Here is a 17375-nt window from a genome sequence, read left to right as displayed (position 1 = left end):
ATTACATCTCTACCCGTGAATCAGGCAACACTTTACTGGGTTCTAACGTCTCGAAAGAGTTATCCTGCTGTTTGCTGAGCTGAACGCTGGTACCAATAAAATCGCGGAAGAGCGGATGAGGACGATTGGGCCGACTCTTGAACTCGGGATGGAACTGGGAGGCGACAAACCAGGGATGATCCTTGAGCTCGATAACTTCTACCAGGCTATTGTCCGCGGACCGACCGCTGACTACCAGTCCATGAGCCTCCATGCGCTTGCGATACTCGTTGTTGAATTCATAGCGATGGCGATGGCGCTCAAAAACAATCGCCTCTCCATAGGCTTTATATGCTTTTGTGTCGGGCATCAGGCAGCAGACCCAGTTGCCCAGGCGCATGGTGCCACCTTTATCGGAGACGTTGCGCTGCGTATGCATAAGGTCGATGACCGGGTTGGCATTCTGGGGATCGAACTCGGAGCTATTGGCATCGGTCAGACCCAGCACGTTGCGGGCAAACTCGATGACGGCTACCTGCATACCCAGACAGAGACCCAGGTAGGGGATGTTGTGGCGGCGCGCATAGCTGGCGGCCTTGATCTTCCCCTCAATACCACGATGGCCAAAGCCACCGGGAACCACGATACCGGCGACGTCTTCCAGCGCCTCCTCGTAGTTCTCACCCATCTGCTCCAGCGCCTCCGAATTAATCCATTTGATGCGAATATCGACGTCATGGAACCATCCGGCGTGATGTAAGGACTCCGCGACCGACATATACGCGTCGTGTAGTTCGACATATTTACCAACCAGGCCGATCGTGAGCTCGGGCCGTGAACGCTTGATGCGGGCCACCAGTTCTCCCCATTCGCCCATTTCAGGCTCATGTTTGGGCAGGTTCAGCTCCTGCACAATAAACTCGCCCAGGCCGGCCTCCTCCAGGTTCAAGGGGACCTCGTAGATCGTTTCGGCATTGGTCATGCCGATAACCGCCTTTTCCTCGATGTTACAGAAAAGCGCGATCTTCTCACGCAGATCATCTGGAACCGGATAGTCGGAGCGACACAGGATCACATCGGGTTGAATGCCGACGCGCAGCAGTTCTTTCACGCTGTGCTGTGTTGGCTTCGTTTTGAGCTCCTTGGCGGCTCCAAGATAGGGGAGAAGTGTGACATGAATATAAAGGACATCCCTACGTCCAACATCCTTACGCATCTGGCGAATAGCTTCTAAATAAGGTTCGCCCTCAATGTCACCGACCGTACCACCAACCTCAACGATGACCACGTCGGCATCCGAGCGACGGGCGACCGCATGGATGCGATCCTTGATCTCGTTAGTAATGTGGGGGATAACCTGGATCGTACCGCCAAGGTATTCACCCCGGCGCTCTTTGCCAATAACTGATGCATAGACCTGGCCAGTGGTAACGTTGTTGGCCTGGTATGATGGCTCATCGGTGAAGCGCTCATAGTGGCCCAGGTCCAGGTCTGTTTCGGCTCCATCATCGGTTACAAAGACCTCACCATGCTGGTAAGGTGACATCGTGCCTGGATCAACATTAATATAGGGGTCTAATTTCATAAGGGAGACGGAGACTCCGCGATTTTTGAGGAGACGCCCGAGTGAGGCGACACTGATACCCTTCCCTACTGAAGACGCCACACCGCCTGTTACAAAGATAAATTTTGACATAGCTTCGCTTCCTCCTTATACCCGGAGCCTTGCCTTGAGTAATTGAAACATTGACAATAGTGCCACAGCTTTAACGTGGTGTAAGTAACACAACCTGCATGGCCGCTGGCAGAGAGTTTTTGGTGACCGTAAATTTGGGTTGTGGCTCAATAGCCTCCACACCCATTTCACGACAAAACTTATTGAGTTGTGCCGGTACACCTTCAGTTTCTTCGGGATGATAGTGCATAGGAATAACTACGCGTGGTTCTACCTGACTGATAATCTCCGCAGCCTGTGTCGCATCAATCGAGTTACCACCGCCAATTGGCAGGAGAAGTATGTCTGCGTCGGCAACTTCTTCTAACTGTTGCTCTTGTAAAACATGACCCAGGTCACCTAAATGACAGATGACGAGATCGTCCATGTGTATAATATAAATAGTGTTGCGCCCCAGTTTTTGCCCGTGTTCGTCATCGTGATAGGAAGCAACGCCGGTAATCAACACATCGCTAATTTCATATTCACCCGGTCCACGTACGACTCGTGGATTACCACCCACACCCTGTACGTAGTTATGGCCTGGATGATCATGACTGACTGTGACAATAGAGGCGTTTACCTTGCTCAAGCTGTTTGCTACTTCCGAGTTCGCCTGCCGAGGAGTAACGGGATCTGTAACGAGAACGACGTTTTTGCCACGTAGCTGAAAGCAAGAGTGGCCAAGCCAGGTTATTTCCATAACTGTAATACTCTCTCACATAAGTTCGGGCGGGGACCCAATGTCCTCGCCCGGATTGTATTGTATCATATTGGTTAAGTGTTCTACAAGGGACGAATGGGTGGGTAATACTTTTGTATGTCTCCCTATGAGGAAGGATAAATGGATCCTTACTGATCTAGAAATACTATTGTGAAGCAGTTTGTTGCTATATACTTACTCATTCGTTTACTTGATATGGAATAGAGTTATTTTTGCGTCCTTATTTTTGCCTGTATAGGTATTCTTTTAGCAAGAAGAGAGGCTTTATATATGCGGATTTCCGTTATCGTTCCTGTTTATAATGAAGAGAAGACAGTGGCCAAGATTTTAGAGATGCTTGCTCAGGTTCAACTGGACCTTGAGGTAATTGTTGTCGACGATGCGTCTAGCGATCGCACCTGGGAGATCCTCCAGCAACTGCGCCAGACGGCCCCTTATGATTCCTATCAGTATGTACGCCATGAGCGCAACCAGGGCAAAGGCGCGGGCCTGCGTACAGGATTCCAGTTGGCGACTGGCGACCTGGTAACCGTGCAGGACGCGGACATGGAATATGATCCCCAGGACATTCCCGCGCTGGTACGCAAATGGGAATCCGCGACGGCGGCGGGCCATAAGCATGTAGCTATTTATGGGTATCGCGATCTCTCAGGTCAGAAATTTACGACCCGCTGGGGCAATCGCTTCCTGACTGCTGTGACCAATGTCTTATTTGGTAGCCGCATTCATGATATGGAGACCTGCTATAAATTGATGCCGGGTGCGGTGGCCCATGCCCTGCCCATGACCGGTCGGCGCTTTGAGATTGAGCCAGAAATCACGACCTGCATCCTCAAAGCCGGCTACACAATCTTTGAGGTGCCCATCAACTATTATCCTCGTGAAGAAAAGAAGCTTTCACCCTGGAAGGATGGCTGGCCCGCTCTGGCCATGCTGTTAAAGCAGCGTTTTAGTAAGAGCATCAGTATCGCTGAGCCAGTGCGCGATAATCAGAACGCGCCAGAACACGTCAACATCGTCAAGTAGCTATGCCTTTATGCCGCGTGGCGCAAAATGACGTTCCTGCATATTCAGGTAATGAGCCGGTGGGCATATTGATATATGCGCGTGTGTTCTCTCGACGTCTGATATATCCTATGGTATAATCTGTGCGAAATTGATTCACCTTTGGTAGAAATGGGTTAGCTCGAAAGAGAGGAAAACTCTTGCTGCAACAGTGGCTTCCGGCAATTCGTATTGTTCAGATCATTCTGAGCATTGCCGTCGTGGTTTTTATTTTGTTACAGGCTCGTGGTGCGGGTCTGGGAAGTGCCTTTGGTGGTAGTAGTGCCGGATCCGTGTTTAAAACACGCCGTGGCGTTGAGCGCTTGATCTTTAATGCAACAATCATCTTCATTGTTCTCTTTGCTCTGATTTCTTTGCTGAGTGCTGCTATTGCTGCTCGCGGATTATAAAGCTCGTATGGGCACCTTCTGCGAAGTATCCTGAGTTTGCGTGATTGTCTGTAAAGCGAACGTTATCAATATGGGATCGCGTTTCACGCCTGAGAGGTCATTCTGCAACAGCGCGCATGGATAGCTTATCCGCAATATCGAGATAGAGAGCGAAAACGGCTGCCAGGGAAGTTCGGCGGGGTTATGATGCTTCAATCCGCCGGGACTCTTTTGGGCAGCCTTTTTTTTGTGTTCCTGTGTCTGTTTTTCAGTACCGCGTGCGCCAGTGCTCCCTCGTCCGCGCGATTGCAGGTGCAACCACCTCCAACCGCTGGCTTAACCTATGTGGCGATTGGAGCATCTGATACCTTTGGCACGGGTACGAACGATCCCGCCACGCAATGCTGGCCAGTAGATCTCACGCATGCACTGGGCTCGCAGACCCGCTTAATCAACCTGGGAATCCCGGGCATTGACGCTCATGATGCGCTTAACATCGAGTTACCGGTGGCGCTGGATGCCCATCCCGGCCTGATCACGGTCTGGCTGGCGGTCAACGACCTGATTGATAAAGTACCGCTGGCTAGCTATCAACACGACCTGGATAGTATCGTGCGGCGTTTGCGTTCCACCAATCCCAATACCCGGATTATGGTGGCCAATGTGCCAGACCTGACCCTGTTGCCGCGCTTCAAAAATGGTGATACACAGGCACTGCAGCGTCAGATTGCTGTATATAACGCTGCTATCGCCAGCGTCGTGCAGCAGAATCATGTTGTGCTGGTCGACCTCTATCAGGATTGGCCGGCCCTGGCCGACCATCCCGAATACATTAGCCAGGATGGCTTTCATCCCAATGAACTAGGTTACGCGCAACTGGCCGATATCTTCTACCATACGCTGAAGACATTGAAAACATGACACAATTTTTTGGCACCCCGCTTGACCAACTAACACCTATCCTCATGATCGTGACCGGTATTATTATGGGGGGGACCCTGATACTGGCCATCGCCAATGTGATCTTTTTTAAGATCGGGCTACGCAATGTTAGCCGACGCCGTACCCAGATGGGGCTGATCGTGTTTGCCCTCATGCTCTCTACCACCCTGCTCTCGGGGGTACTGGCCACTGGCGATGTGATGACCTCGGCCGTCCAGAGCGTTGCCGTGTATAACTGGGGCAACATTGATGAATTGGTGGAGGGAGGTCATGGAGCTCTTGGTACCTACTCCTTGCGTACCTATATTCAGGTTAAGCGACATGCGCAGACGGCGCCCGATATCGCGGCTGTGGGGGCGGATTTACATGACACTGGTCTGTTGCTGGCGGACCAGACGTCGCGCCAGGTGCGCTCGAATGTGGGCGCGCTGGCGGTATTGCCTGATAGCGAGCTTGGATTTGGGGGCTTAACGGATGCCAGTTCTAAACGACCCCGGCGCATCAGCGCCCTGGCAGATAACGCAGTCTATCTGAACCAATCATGCGCCAGCCTGCTAAACGCCCGCGCGGGCGATCGCCTGTACCTCTATTCTTCACGCTGGCCCGGACGCCGCTATACGATGAACGTCGTTGCCATTGTCAACAATACCGATATCGTGGGCGACCAGCCGGTTCTGATCAGCAATCTGCATACCTTCCAGAAGATAGAGAACGAGCCGGGTAGAATTAACCAGATCCTGATCGCGAATCGCGGTGGCGGTGGCGTCAATGGTGTCTCGCTATCAGACCAGGTAGAGGATCAGGTTGAGCGGTGGCTGCCGGGCGACGTTCATGTGATACAGGTCAAGCAACAGGGAGTACAAACCTCGCAGAATGCGCAGGATATCTTCTCGCGTATCTTTTCTCTCTTTGCCCTCTTCGCCCTGGCCATCGGGCTGCTGTTGATATTTCTTATCTTTGTGCTGCTGGCGGCTGAGAGACGCTCGGAAATGGGGATCGCCCGCGCCATCGGCGTACAGAGGCGGCATCTCATTTTGATGTATCTATTCGAGGGTACCGCCTACGATCTGATCTCCTCTCTGGTCGGTTTGCTGGCTGGTTTTGGATTGGGAGCCGCCTTGATTTATTTCTTAGGCCCTCTGCTGGTACGCTTCAATTTTCCGCTTAAATTTAGTTTTCAGCCCCGTAGCCTGCTGATCGCGTATTGCCTGGGCGTCATTTTTACCTTTTTCTCGGTGGCCCTGGCGTCCTGGCTGGTGAGCCGAATGACGGTGAGCGAGGCTATTCGGGACCTGCCGGAGCCAGCGCGGGTACGCCTGCCTCTGCATGAGCAAGGGACGCGCCTCTATCAGCTGAGCGTGCAGTTGCGGGATTGTTTGCGACCGGGCGTGCGCAACTGGCGACGTGCCCGCAGAATTCTGTTTGAACATGTACCTGAAGTAGCGTTGAGCTTCTTGATTACGTTGACTGTTATCGGCATCGTTCCTCTGCTGGCTGGTATCCTGCTGGTCCACCTGGGCTTGAACAATGAGGAGGTCATTCCTTTTTCACTTGGCCTCTCTCTGTTTGTCTTTGGGGGCGTGTTGTTGCTCAAAACCTTGCTGCTTCAGAGCGTGGCCGTCTATCTGCGACTGCGCCGTAGATATGAGAAGGTAGACTTTCAGCCCTGGTCGTATTGGATTGATGGGGCTGTCGCCGCTTTGATAGGACTGTCCTGGCTGGCCTACTGGGCGCTACCTTTTGACGCGCTGGCTCAACTCGGCCTGCCACGCTTTCAAGCAGGCATTGAAGTGTTTTTTGTCGCGGGCGTCATGATGGTTCTGGGCACCGTCTGGACCCTGAGCGCCAATGCTCGCCTGCTGACTGTGCCTTTTCTGGTCCTGTTCGCACGCATACCCGCGATCTTCGTTGTGCTCAGGCTGGCCCTGGCCTATCCGCTGCAGCGTCGCTTGCGCACCGGCTTAAGCGTAATCATGTTCAGTCTGGTCGTCTTTGCCATGACGGTGATGGCGGTTATTACCAATGCGATGCAGAACTCGTATGTCGATATCAACACGCAGACCGGAGGGTACGATATCCAGGCGACGGCCTACTTTAAAGCGATACCGAATCTGCAGCAATCGCTGGCCGCGCATGGAATTAGTTCGTCCGATTTTTCCGCTATCGGGGTGCGACGCACGACCGCCCTGGGCGTATTGCAGCCCGGTGCGCCCTCCCCACGCTGGTCCGTCTACCCGGCCCAGGTTGTGAATGGCGGTTTCTTGCAGGGCTATGGTACCCATCTCATTGCCCGTGCGCAGGGTTTTCAGAGCGATGACGCGGTCTGGCAGGCGCTGCGCCAGCATCCCGATTATGCGTTGATCGATAGTGGAGCACTGCCCTATGATCCTAATCGATCATTCGTCTATGATCCTTCCGCCGCCAATGCCACGACGGCCAATGTACCCAAAACGCCGCCGGGCTTTGATCCCAACCTGACCTTTACCATGAGCGGCGTGTCGCAGGGGGATACTTCATTTCTGGCGGTGCCACTCTGGGTGATTGGTCTGCACGGCAAGACAGCAACGAAGATAACTGTGATCGGAGTGGTCGATAATAGCGACTCGGCCCATTTTGGTCTCTATGTGCCTCAAGCCGCCTATGATGCCAGCCAGCCCGGTATCGTGCCAGGGAGCACGAATTCCCCGCAGAATCAGAGCTACTATTTCAAAGTAGCCCCCGGACATGATCCACGGGCGGTAGCGTTGCAGTTGGGTTCGGCCTATCTGGATGATGGCCTGGAGACAACGGTCCTGGCAGATATTATCTGGCAGGCTCGTGGACCGCGTATTCTACTAAGCAATGTGCTGCTGGCGGTCGTTGGCCTGGTCCTTTTGCTGGGCATGGCGGCCCTGGCATTGATTGGAACGCGGGCTGTCATCGAACGCCGTCAGCAGATCGGGATGTTGCGCGCCATGGGCAGTTCGCGCCTGCTGATTCAGGGTGCATTTTTACTTGAATCGTTCCTTATAGGAGCGCTGGGTAGTATGCTAGGAATTGTACTGGGTGTCATTCTGTCGCGCAATATTTTTGCCGCCAACTTTTTTGAGCAGTATCAGACGGGTCTCGTCTTCAGCATCCCCTGGCAACAACTTGGCTTGATTGTCGCCATCTCCCTCGCTGCCTCTTTCCTCGGCGCTGTTCTGCCCGCCTGGCAGGCTGGACGTGTCGCACCAGCGGAAGCACTGCGCTATTCATAAATCCAGTCATAAAATCCCATATTTTATGTATCATGAGCTCCATTTCTAGCAATTAACTCAGCAAGCAGGTAGGAAAATATTACATAATAACAGTAGAAGGATTTATAGTGCTTGCATATAAATGAAAAAGATTGTAAAAGTATCTATCTATGCGTTAAAATAATAGAATAGATGTCGTTTGCTGTGATATTTTACTTCACATATTTCTTCTCTGTGACCACATGATGGATGTGTTGTTACGCGGGTGTAGCGACCTGTGTGGATGCTGGCAATGTTTTGCCACCCAGGCAAAGGGTACATATGTGTTGAGTTGTGATGTGTTCTCAATGGCTCTTGTCAGAGTGCAGCTCTCACAAGCAGCGTGTTTGGGGTTCGACTTAGAAGGATACTTAGGCTGATGATGTAATGCATACGTGTTGCATCATCATCATATGACGAAGGATTGTCTATGCATGTACTATTTATTGGTGGCACCAATGAAGTTGGCGCCAGTTGTCTTGCTGTTCAAATTGCTGATCAGTGGATTGTCATCGATGCGGGTGTGCGTGTAGATCGCAGTGCCGACCCTCTCCCCAATTTTGCGTTACTGGAGGACAAAGATGTCCGCGCAATCTTTGTTACCCATGCCCATGCCGATCATATTGGGGCGTTGCCACTGCTACACCAGGCATATCCAGATGCTCCTATTTTTGCTTCACGTGCGACGGGCCTGTTGATGGAGGTGATGCTGGCGGATGCGCAGCGCATCATGCAGCGCCGGGCCGTTGATGAGATGGAGCTTCCTCTTTACCCTGGTGATCTGGTTGAACGTATGCTTAATCAGGTACGTCCTCTGCCGGTTGGAGAGGCCGTTACAGTCCCAGAACTGCCTGAAGTGACCGTTATCGCCAGCCCGGCAGGACATATCGCTGGCGCGGTCAGCTTTGGTTTCGTCGCTTCTGACGGCTCTCTGGTGGTCTCCGGTGATATCAGTGTGACTGAGCAGCGCACCGTTTGTGGTGCCCAGCCGCCGCCGATTGAGAAACCTGATCTTCTCGTGCTTGAGGCTACATATGGGGCGCGGTTGCACGCTAATCGGCAGGCTGAGGAGCAGAGATTGGCGCAGGCGGTCGCCGAAGGCATTGAGCGTGGCGGTCATGTGTTGATTCCTTGTTTCGGTCTGGGGAGGGGACAGGAGGTACTGTTGCTGCTCGTGGATGCGCAGCAGAAAGGCTTGATCCCAGAATTCCCAATCTATGTGGATGGCCTGGTGCGCCGCGTCTGTTCAACCTATCATCTTTTGCCAGAAGCGCTGACCCCGCGTCTGACACGCCAGATCAGTAAGGGCTATTATCCTTTTGCCGGACGGCGCATTACATATGTCAAGGATGAACACGATCGGGAACATATTCTGGCCGGTGAGCCGGCCTGCATCGTTACCAGTTCTGGCATGCTGACGGGTGGACCCAGCGTCTGGTACGCCTCGCGCCTGATCTCCAATCCCCAGGCCTCGATTTTAATTACCAGCTATCAGGATGAGGAATCGCCGGGCCGGCGCTTATTGGATGTGGTGGATCGGCGCCAGGACCATCTCGATCTGGACGGCGTCAGTACCCTGATACAGTGCCATGTGGGCAAGTATAGCCTGTCGGCCCATGCCGATGCTGGCGAGCTGGCCAGTTACGCAGCCTCTCTGCAGCCCTTATATGTAGCCCTGGTTCATGGAGATGAAGAGGCGCGGCTGGCGTTGCGCGCGCGCCTGCCCGATGCGGAGGTATTGTTACCAGATAACGCGGCAGAGTTTACCATTTCTGCCGGCCGGGTTGTGTATCCTGTAACACATAATCACGCGGTCGCCTTATCGCAGCTCGCCGTTGGTATCGGCAAAGGACGGCTTTTTGAACGGGCCCATGTTGAGCAGCTCTGGCAGGTTGTTTCACAGATTCCTCTCCTGCGTATCGTAACCGCGCGCGAACTGGCTCTGATATGGGAGGGGCAGGCGCACGAAGAGACCATTACTCGTATTTTGGATGTGCTCAAGCAAGATCCACGCTATCGCTATTTTATGCCGCACCGGGCGCTTGAAGAGGCGTTTTATGTGCGTGGCAAAAGCACAGCTTCGGAGCTCTTTAGTGATTTGATCGGCCAGGTGCTCTTTGTGCAGGTCGCCTTTGGTGGCAGTCCAATGCCCGCTTTATGTCGGGGTCTCCTGCCGACCGCCTCTGTACGTGTGCAGTTCGCCCCTGGCGTATCCGATCGGATTCGCTATGCCTACTCTACAATTCTAGATGTACTGGGCGCGCTGCCCGAACATATCGAAGAGCGCCAGGTCTCGTCTTATCTTACTGAATTGAGCCGCCAGGCGCGTGTATTGCGCCGCTCACTTTCCGCGCGCAAACTGGCTCTAGCCTGCCAGGAGAATACCAGCTACACATTGAGCGAGCTGTGCGAGTTGATCGGTGTCTCTTCCAGGGAACTGGTTGATCGTCTGGCGGTCGCGGACCTGGTGCAGCGTAGCTCTTCACTCTTTTATGTGCAGCAAATGCCGCAATTCGAAGAGGGTCAGACCATCTATACCCTGGCTCCCAACTGGCAGGAGGCGCTGAAGAAAGACGAGGCCGAGCCTTCAACCTCCCAGCTTGATCGCCGCATGGTATTGCAGATTCTGGAGCAGCATATCGGTAATCCTCCCGACCTTTATCGCAGACGTTTTGATCCTGATACAGGCGATCTTACACTCTCCTTCCACTTTCCGGACATCGCCAAAAAGAAGTATCAGCAGGCTTTGTCCGAAGCCGCTGAAGAGGTTGATGTAAGCATTATTATATCGCCATATGCCCATCAAGATGCGCTCAGCGAGGTTGCCCAGCAGGTGCTTCCGGAGGGACTGAGCATTCAGAGCCATCCTTCGGTCTATCAGGAAAGCAAACATATTCATTTTGAAGCCAGTGGACAGACGACGCCCCAGGCACTGAAGGAGGCACAGACCCACTATCGTGATCTGACCGGCTGGCATATCACGTTTACCGGCGCAACCATTGGCGCGACCGCTCTTCCTCAGACGTTGCCCGAGATGGTCGCGGAGCCAGTCGCCGGTGTGCTGGTATCGCCTGAGGAGGCGCTTCAATTTGCCACGCAACGCCTCAGTTCTTTACCGGGCTTTGTACGGGTCTATGCCGAGGATTCCAATTTAATCGTTTCGTTTTTGTTCCCCGATGTCGCGCGTGGCCGTCATGCCTCTTTATGGCAAGAGATCGCCGACGCTACCGGCTGGCACGTCAAGATCGTTCCCATCGCTGCTCGTGATGCCCTGATCGAGGTCGCCCGGCGCTCGCTGCCTGATGGATTGGTCTGCGTTGGAATGCCAGAGGTTCTGCCGGCACAGAAAACGGTGCGCCTCATTTATGATGGCTACGATTCGCAAGAGGACATTAGCGATGCGCGCACCGAATTTCAGGTTACAACCGGCTGGATGCTCTCGCTGTTGCATGTCTCTTCCCTGCCTGGTACGACGAACGGCTCCCATCTGCATAGCCGGGCGTTGGCGACGCGTCCCACTGATAAACCATATCGCATGGAGGATGCACTCCATTACGCGCAAGAGCTCTTGAAGCCGCTGCCTGGTTATTTGCGCGTAAAAGTAGAGGTGGATAGCCACACCTTGATTCCACGCTTTGCCTTCCCTGATATCGCCAGGGAGCGCTATGCTGAACGGCTGGCCTCAATTTCGGGGGTAACCGGCTGGAATGTGCGCCTGCATATGATTATCTATCCACCGGCGCTGAAAGAGGTCTTGACCCGCATCCTGCCTGAAGGACTCTCCTGCGTCGACACGCCATCAATCTATCAAGAAAAGCGCAAGGTGGGTATCGTGTGCGTCGGACAGGCCGCTCCAGAACTGGTGGAAGAGGCGCGGCGGCATTTCATTGAGGAGACCGGGTGGGAGCTTGAGCTACGTGGTTCTTCCGTTGAGGTGTTGGCGGAAGAGTGCGTATCAGAGCACATCCCTATGCTAGCGCGCGGAGACGCCATGGTCCGCGTTATTGAAACCTTTGGGACCGCATCTGACTTCTATCAGTTAGGGGTGGATGACAGGCGTACTACCCTGTGGCTGCATTTTTTCTTTCCTGAACTGGCCCGGAGCCGTTATGCCGCACAACTTGAGCACCTGTCTCAGGAGACAGGTTGGAAAATTGAAGTTGATAAAGATGTCCATCAGAAAGCTCTAGTTGAAGCGGTTATACGTTTATTGCCCGCGCATGTGACCATCATTGGCAAGAAATCCATCCTGCACGAGCAATTAACGCTGCGGCTGACCTGTACCGGTATCCTGGAGCCAGAGCAGATACGGCATATCCAGCAATGCTTCACGCGGGAGACCGGCTGGAGCCTCGTACTGGACTTTTCGGGTCAGCAGGCATTTTACCTGGCCACCAATAGCAACGAGCAAAAAGCTTCGGTCGAAGCCACAGCCAGAGCGCCTCTGCATGAGCGGGATGCCCAGGTTATCGTACAGACAAAGTTGGGAACATATGGGAATATCCGGCGTTTGCTGGTGGATGCCATTCGCCATATTCTCATGGTCAATCTGCAGTTTACCAATGGACAGCGGCACATCGATACCACGCTGCTGGAGGAATTGGAAAAAGAGACTGGCTGGCACATCCAACTGACATAGTCTTCTGCATCCAACGAAGGAGGCCCCGCAGTGGGAGAGGACTGCGGGGCCGAGATATATACTGATCCGCGAGCGCCATTGCTACGCGGAGAGCATATCTGAGGTAGCCGCACTGACCAGTGGCTGCGTGCTAGCAGGGGTTGTGACCCCTCCGCCGTGTCCCGGGGATGCAATAATATTGCGATAAATGGCCAGATACTTTTCGGCCATCCCGTGGGCTGAGAAGTAACGTTCAGCATGCGCATGCACGTGCTGACGATCGATGTTAGAGATGTAATTCATATAGTGCGCCATCTCCTCCGCGTCGTGCGCCAGAAATCCTGTCCGTCCATGATCCACGATTTCTGTGGCTGCCCCGGCCGCGAACGAGATGACGGGACAGCCCATGGCCATCGCTTTGATCATCTCAACGCCAAAGGGCTCTTCCCATTGCAGCGGAGCCAGCAGCGCCCTGGCCTGGCGTAAGAGCTCGATATTGTTGCGATACATTGCCGGTCCGATGTAGCGGATGTCCTGCCCATTGATATATGGCTCTACCAGATGCCGATAGTAATCCATCGCATCGCGATTGTGGGATTCTTTGATCCCCGCCAGAATCAATGGTTGCCTCGCACGCCTGGCGGCCTCGATGGCCAGGTGGGCGCCAGTTTCATAGGTGAAGCGTCCCTGCCAGATAAAGTAATCGCCAACGGGCTGAGCACTGATCTCGCATTTATCAATATGGATGCCATGATGTACCACGCCCGCGAAGTGCGCCTGTGGCGTGAGCTGAGCTACTTGCTTGCGTGCACTTTCACTTGTGGCAACCAGAGGTACATGTTGCGCCCACTCCATAAAATAGCCATCCGCATCCCCCGTCCAATTGTCTATAGTACGATCGAATGGAAAGTAGCCATGCAGGGTCATCACGTGTGGCATCGACATTAGCGCCGTCAGTGGAAAAATATACATATCGCTGCTGGAGGCGAGGTGGGTATGTACGATATCAAAATCGTGCTCGGCAATATATTCGAGCGATTTATGCAGGTGGTAATATGCCTTCAACGTAGCTTGCCAGGGCACACCTTCCGTAATCAACGATTTTGGAATAAAAGAAACCTGTTTAGCCGACGTGTGAGCATCTGCAGGAGCAAACAGGGTCACTTCATGCCCAAGAGCTACTAGCTCCTCAACCAGATGGTAGACTACATATTCAGTGGTACCATAGCTTTTCGGTGGTATTGCGATCCAGGGTGGTGCTACCTGTGCAATTTTCATGCGTGCCTCACTCTTTCTATTGACCTGTTCATTCTGTGCCATTTCTAAGATATGCCTGCATGAAGCCCATCACCATGAACCTCAAAGCGCCCCCGTGTAGACGCCTGTTCGTAACCATTCTTTCTTTAACGGCGCAAAAGGTGCGATTTAAGCAACCGCTGCACCAATAAATGAGAAGATATTTTGAGATCTTGTGTATATATAGACTGCAAAATTGCATAGGTATTAATAAGACTCTCGGTTTTTATATGGGTGCATGGAGTGCCCATCCGTGCACTCCATGCACCCATATAAAAATTAACTAATGTATAATAAGGGGTAAGGTTGAGCAGAGCATTTCAAAAAGCCTGATGAGCAGCGGCGGCTGCGCGCAGCCGCCGCTGCTCATCAGGCTTTTTGAAAGCATTTATCTGGCACATCGAAGGAGACGATGTATGAAATTTGGACTTGCGATCCCTAACTGTCATGGAGATTTTGCTGATATTCACCTGGTGGCGGAAGTGGCGTATGAAGCTGAACAGGCTGGTTGGGATGGCTTTTTTGTCTGGGATCACATTGGCGATAAGTGGGGTGATGAGGTACTTGATCCCTGGGTGATGCTGGCCGCGATGGCGATGCGTACCCGGCGCGTCCGGCTCGGTACGATGGTGACGCCAGTAACGAGGCGCCGCCCCTGGAAACTGGCCCGCGAAGTAGCCACGCTGGATCAACTCTCCAATGGACGCATGATTCTGGGGGTTGGAAGCGGTGGTGGTATTGAATACGTCAATTACCACGAGCCGGGAGATACAAAAACGTATGGTGCACGCATGGATGAAGCGCTTGAGCTGCTCTCATTGCTTTGGAGTGGTGAGCGCATCTCTTATGAGGGACAATATTATCAGATCGAGAATGTTCGCCACCTGCCGCGTCCGATTCAACAGCCGCGCATCCCGATCTGGGTTGGTGGCGTCTGGCCCAATAAAAAGCCGATGCGCCGGGCGGCGAATTGGGATGGGGTATGTCCGATTGGTAAAGGAGTGGGCATGACGGAGCAGATGTCCCCTGAACAGGCGCATGCGTGTTTTGACTATGTTCGTTCGCAACAGACTTCCGACCAGATTTCTGCGGATTATGCACGTGTCCAATGGGGCATCATGGATGGAAATGATCGCGGACACGATGCCGCTCTGGTCAGCGTCTATGAGGAGGCAGGTGCGAATTGGTGGATAGAAAATCTTAGTTGGGAGCGGGGAACCCTGCAGGAATTGCGTTCATTTATCCGTCAGGGCCCTCCCGATCGAGCCTGAGGGTGCAGGATGGCGGAAAATTGCCAATCGCCTACATGTATTAATCTCTGTTTATAATTGAACGTATTAAAAAAAGATAAAAAAAACTGGCAAGAGCCTTAAAAGTGTAGGCGTCAACCACTTCTTATGTTATAAAGAGGGTAAGAAAGTAAAGCATCAGGAGGAACCCTGATGTACCAACCATGATGCTTAGCTCGCTCAGGTGGTGTCATCTCTGTATTTTGAGATGATTTAAGGGAGAAGAGGGTCTGCGCCCTTGTTCTCCCCTTTTTTTGTGTCGCAAGCGGCTTACGGACGTCCTGGTTGTGTCTATTGGCGCACAGGGTGTGCAAAGGCACACCCTGTGCGCCAATAGACACAAGATCTGTGAGAATGTGTCTTACATCCATGCTTATCGACTGCTGCCTGCATAAGCTTTCGCCCCTCCAATGCTCACGAGTCCATTGTGTTGGTGCATGCAGGGGCACTGATGCGCCCCTGCATGCACCAACACACAAAACCAGCGCGGTTGCGCGTGTGGGGGCGCTCACGTACCCCTGTGGTGACGGGAGTCAGATACATTCTGAGCACCTCCTCATGAGATGCTAGCTTAAAATTTCTTTGGCCATGGCTAATCCACTTACACTGCCATCGGCGTTGCTGTAAGAGAATATCGCCACGATTCCTTCCTCACTTCCATTCTTGAAGGTGGGCGTATAGTTTACACTAGATGAGAAAGATGTCATGCCATTGCCCTGCTGTCCACGGGCATTGGCGTTGCCCAGCATATTATACTGACTGTCGAAAATCGAAATCTTGCCAATGATCCCTTCAAAAGCCGTTCCTTTACCTGACACGGTAACGGGACTCTGGATGCGGCTCTGCTGCTCTGGGGATGTGATGGATAGCTGCGGACTATCCACCCTGGTGACGATCCAGATGCCGCCATTGGCGTTATTCTCCAGTCGGCTCATGGTGATGGTAACGGCATTCCTACCGGCCGGAGCGGTCTTTTCGACTTTAACGATAGCATTGACATCGTTTTTTCCACCACCGCTGACAGTTGTCGTCTGTATGCCATTTTGCCAGTTAAAGAGTTTACTCTGCGCCACAAATTTGCTGGCCACTAACTCCGCGTTCAACTGCCAGGCTTCCTGCCCCTGATTCACCTTTTGCTGATCCGCTTCCGCCTGGTAGCGCGTGGTACTGGGAAAGAAGCCAGGAAACGTCACCGGCACAAGTGTCTGGTTGCTGTCTGACCACTTGAACTCGCGTTGCAGATCATTGGTGATGGAGGCCGGGGGCTGATTCAGGTTTTGTGGAGATTTTTGATTGGCCTCGCTGGTTAACAGGGTATTGTACGTGCTAATCCTGGCCTCACCGTTATACAGGTTGGTGAGTTGAAAAATCCCATCAGGTTTGGGATTGGTGATATTATTGTAAACATGCACATCCAGCATATGTCCGGTGCCCGCGTAGCGTACCGTGACCACAGCCTGCAGATCGACCTTTCCCATCAAATTGGCGCAGGTAACGTTTTCGACCTGGTTGACATTCGCCTGCGTGGGTATTTTTGTGTTCCAATAAGAAGGTTGACTGACGGCCGCCGGGCAGGGCTGGGCGCCCAATTTTATAGAAGGCGTGGCCGTAGCCGTGGCCGTAGCGGGCATCGAGGTTGGCGTTGTGGGTTTACCAGTGGTTGTGTTTGTGCCGGAATTTCCATTGTCCAGTGAACAGGCTGCCAGCATAAACAAGGCCAGCAGGCATACGGTGGCATTCATGTATAATGATTGTAATGATTGACGTTGTATGCACGTACCCATATTTTGCTCCTGATTTCGGTATTGTATCTGTTACACTACCATGTCATGAATACAGTATATTTACCAATGCTACAAGCGAGTGCCAACACAGCAAGAAAAGTGGAATATGATAACGATCTATTTACATAAACTCAGATCAGGCATATATTTATCTGAGAGCCTTGTATACTCTGGGAAGCCTAAACTGATCAGCCTGAATTTGCCTGAGATGTGTATTGACAACCGGTAAAGAAAGAGCTATTATAGTGAAGGTGAGCATATTGGAGTGTCGTCCAATGGTAGGACATCTGACTTTGGATCAGGTAATCGGGGTTCGAATCCCTGCACTCCAGCCTTAAT

The 17375-nt window shown here is 52.8% G+C and carries 10 protein-coding genes and 1 tRNA gene; 7 read left to right on the top strand and 4 right to left on the bottom strand.

Translation table 11 applies throughout. The features are described from left to right. Position 1: 1 nt before the first annotated feature. A complete protein-coding gene (gene pyrG, locus KTT_RS07110; protein ID WP_126595314.1) occupies positions 2 to 1675 on the bottom strand; it encodes a CTP synthase in 1674 nt (557 codons plus the stop codon). A 70-nt stretch (positions 1676 to 1745) separates the two neighbouring features. Next, a complete protein-coding gene (locus KTT_RS07105) occupies positions 1746 to 2396 on the bottom strand; it encodes an MBL fold metallo-hydrolase (protein WP_126595313.1) in 651 nt (216 codons plus the stop codon). A 291-nt stretch (positions 2397 to 2687) separates the two neighbouring features. Between KTT_RS07105 and KTT_RS07100 the strand changes: the two genes are divergently transcribed. The 5 genes from KTT_RS07100 (at position 2688) to KTT_RS07080 (ending at position 12688) form a co-directional block, all read left to right on the top strand. Further along, a complete protein-coding gene (locus tag KTT_RS07100; RefSeq protein ID WP_126595312.1) occupies positions 2688 to 3443 on the top strand; it encodes a glycosyltransferase family 2 protein in 756 nt (251 codons plus the stop codon). Between the two features lie 179 nt (positions 3444 to 3622). Then, a complete protein-coding gene (secG, locus tag KTT_RS07095; RefSeq protein WP_126595311.1) occupies positions 3623 to 3871 on the top strand; it encodes a preprotein translocase subunit SecG in 249 nt (82 codons plus the stop codon). Between the two features lie 183 nt (positions 3872 to 4054). Continuing rightward, positions 4055 to 4771, top strand: a complete 717-nt coding sequence (locus tag KTT_RS07090) for an SGNH/GDSL hydrolase family protein (protein ID WP_126595310.1) — start codon at positions 4055 to 4057, stop codon at positions 4769 to 4771. After that, entirely contained in the window at positions 4768 to 8031 is a 3264-nt protein-coding gene (locus KTT_RS07085; protein ID WP_126595309.1) for an FtsX-like permease family protein, read from the top strand. The genes KTT_RS07090 and KTT_RS07085 overlap by 4 nt, the downstream gene beginning before the upstream one ends. Before the next feature lie 448 nt (positions 8032 to 8479). Then, complete coding sequence (locus KTT_RS07080) at positions 8480 to 12688, top strand: MBL fold metallo-hydrolase (RefSeq protein WP_126595308.1); 4209 nt, start codon at positions 8480 to 8482, stop codon at positions 12686 to 12688. Between the two features lie 81 nt (positions 12689 to 12769). Here KTT_RS07080 and KTT_RS07075 read toward each other — a convergent pair whose 3' ends face one another. After that, a complete protein-coding gene (locus tag KTT_RS07075; protein WP_160145702.1) occupies positions 12770 to 13945 on the bottom strand; it encodes a glycosyltransferase family 4 protein in 1176 nt (391 codons plus the stop codon). 434 nt (positions 13946 to 14379) lie between these two features. On the opposite strand from KTT_RS07075, the gene KTT_RS07070 reads away from it, so the two are divergent. Beyond that, positions 14380 to 15234: an LLM class flavin-dependent oxidoreductase gene (locus tag KTT_RS07070; protein WP_126595306.1), complete on the top strand. Its 855-nt coding sequence runs from the start codon at positions 14380 to 14382 to the stop codon at positions 15232 to 15234. Positions 15235 to 15818: 584 nt separating this feature from the next. Here KTT_RS07070 and KTT_RS07065 read toward each other — a convergent pair. Then, entirely contained in the window at positions 15819 to 17036 is a 1218-nt protein-coding gene (locus tag KTT_RS07065; RefSeq protein ID WP_126595305.1) for a Gmad2 immunoglobulin-like domain-containing protein, read from the bottom strand. Between the two features lie 261 nt (positions 17037 to 17297). On the opposite strand from KTT_RS07065, the gene KTT_RS07060 reads away from it, so the two are divergent. Beyond that, positions 17298 to 17368: transfer RNA gene (locus tag KTT_RS07060), tRNA-Gln, on the top strand. Positions 17369 to 17375: the final 7 nt, after the last annotated feature.

This window comes from Dictyobacter aurantiacus (assembly GCF_003967515.1).
GTDB lineage: Bacteria > Chloroflexota > Ktedonobacteria > Ktedonobacterales > Ktedonobacteraceae > Dictyobacter > Dictyobacter aurantiacus.
This window is presented reverse-complemented; position numbering and strand designations above follow the sequence as displayed.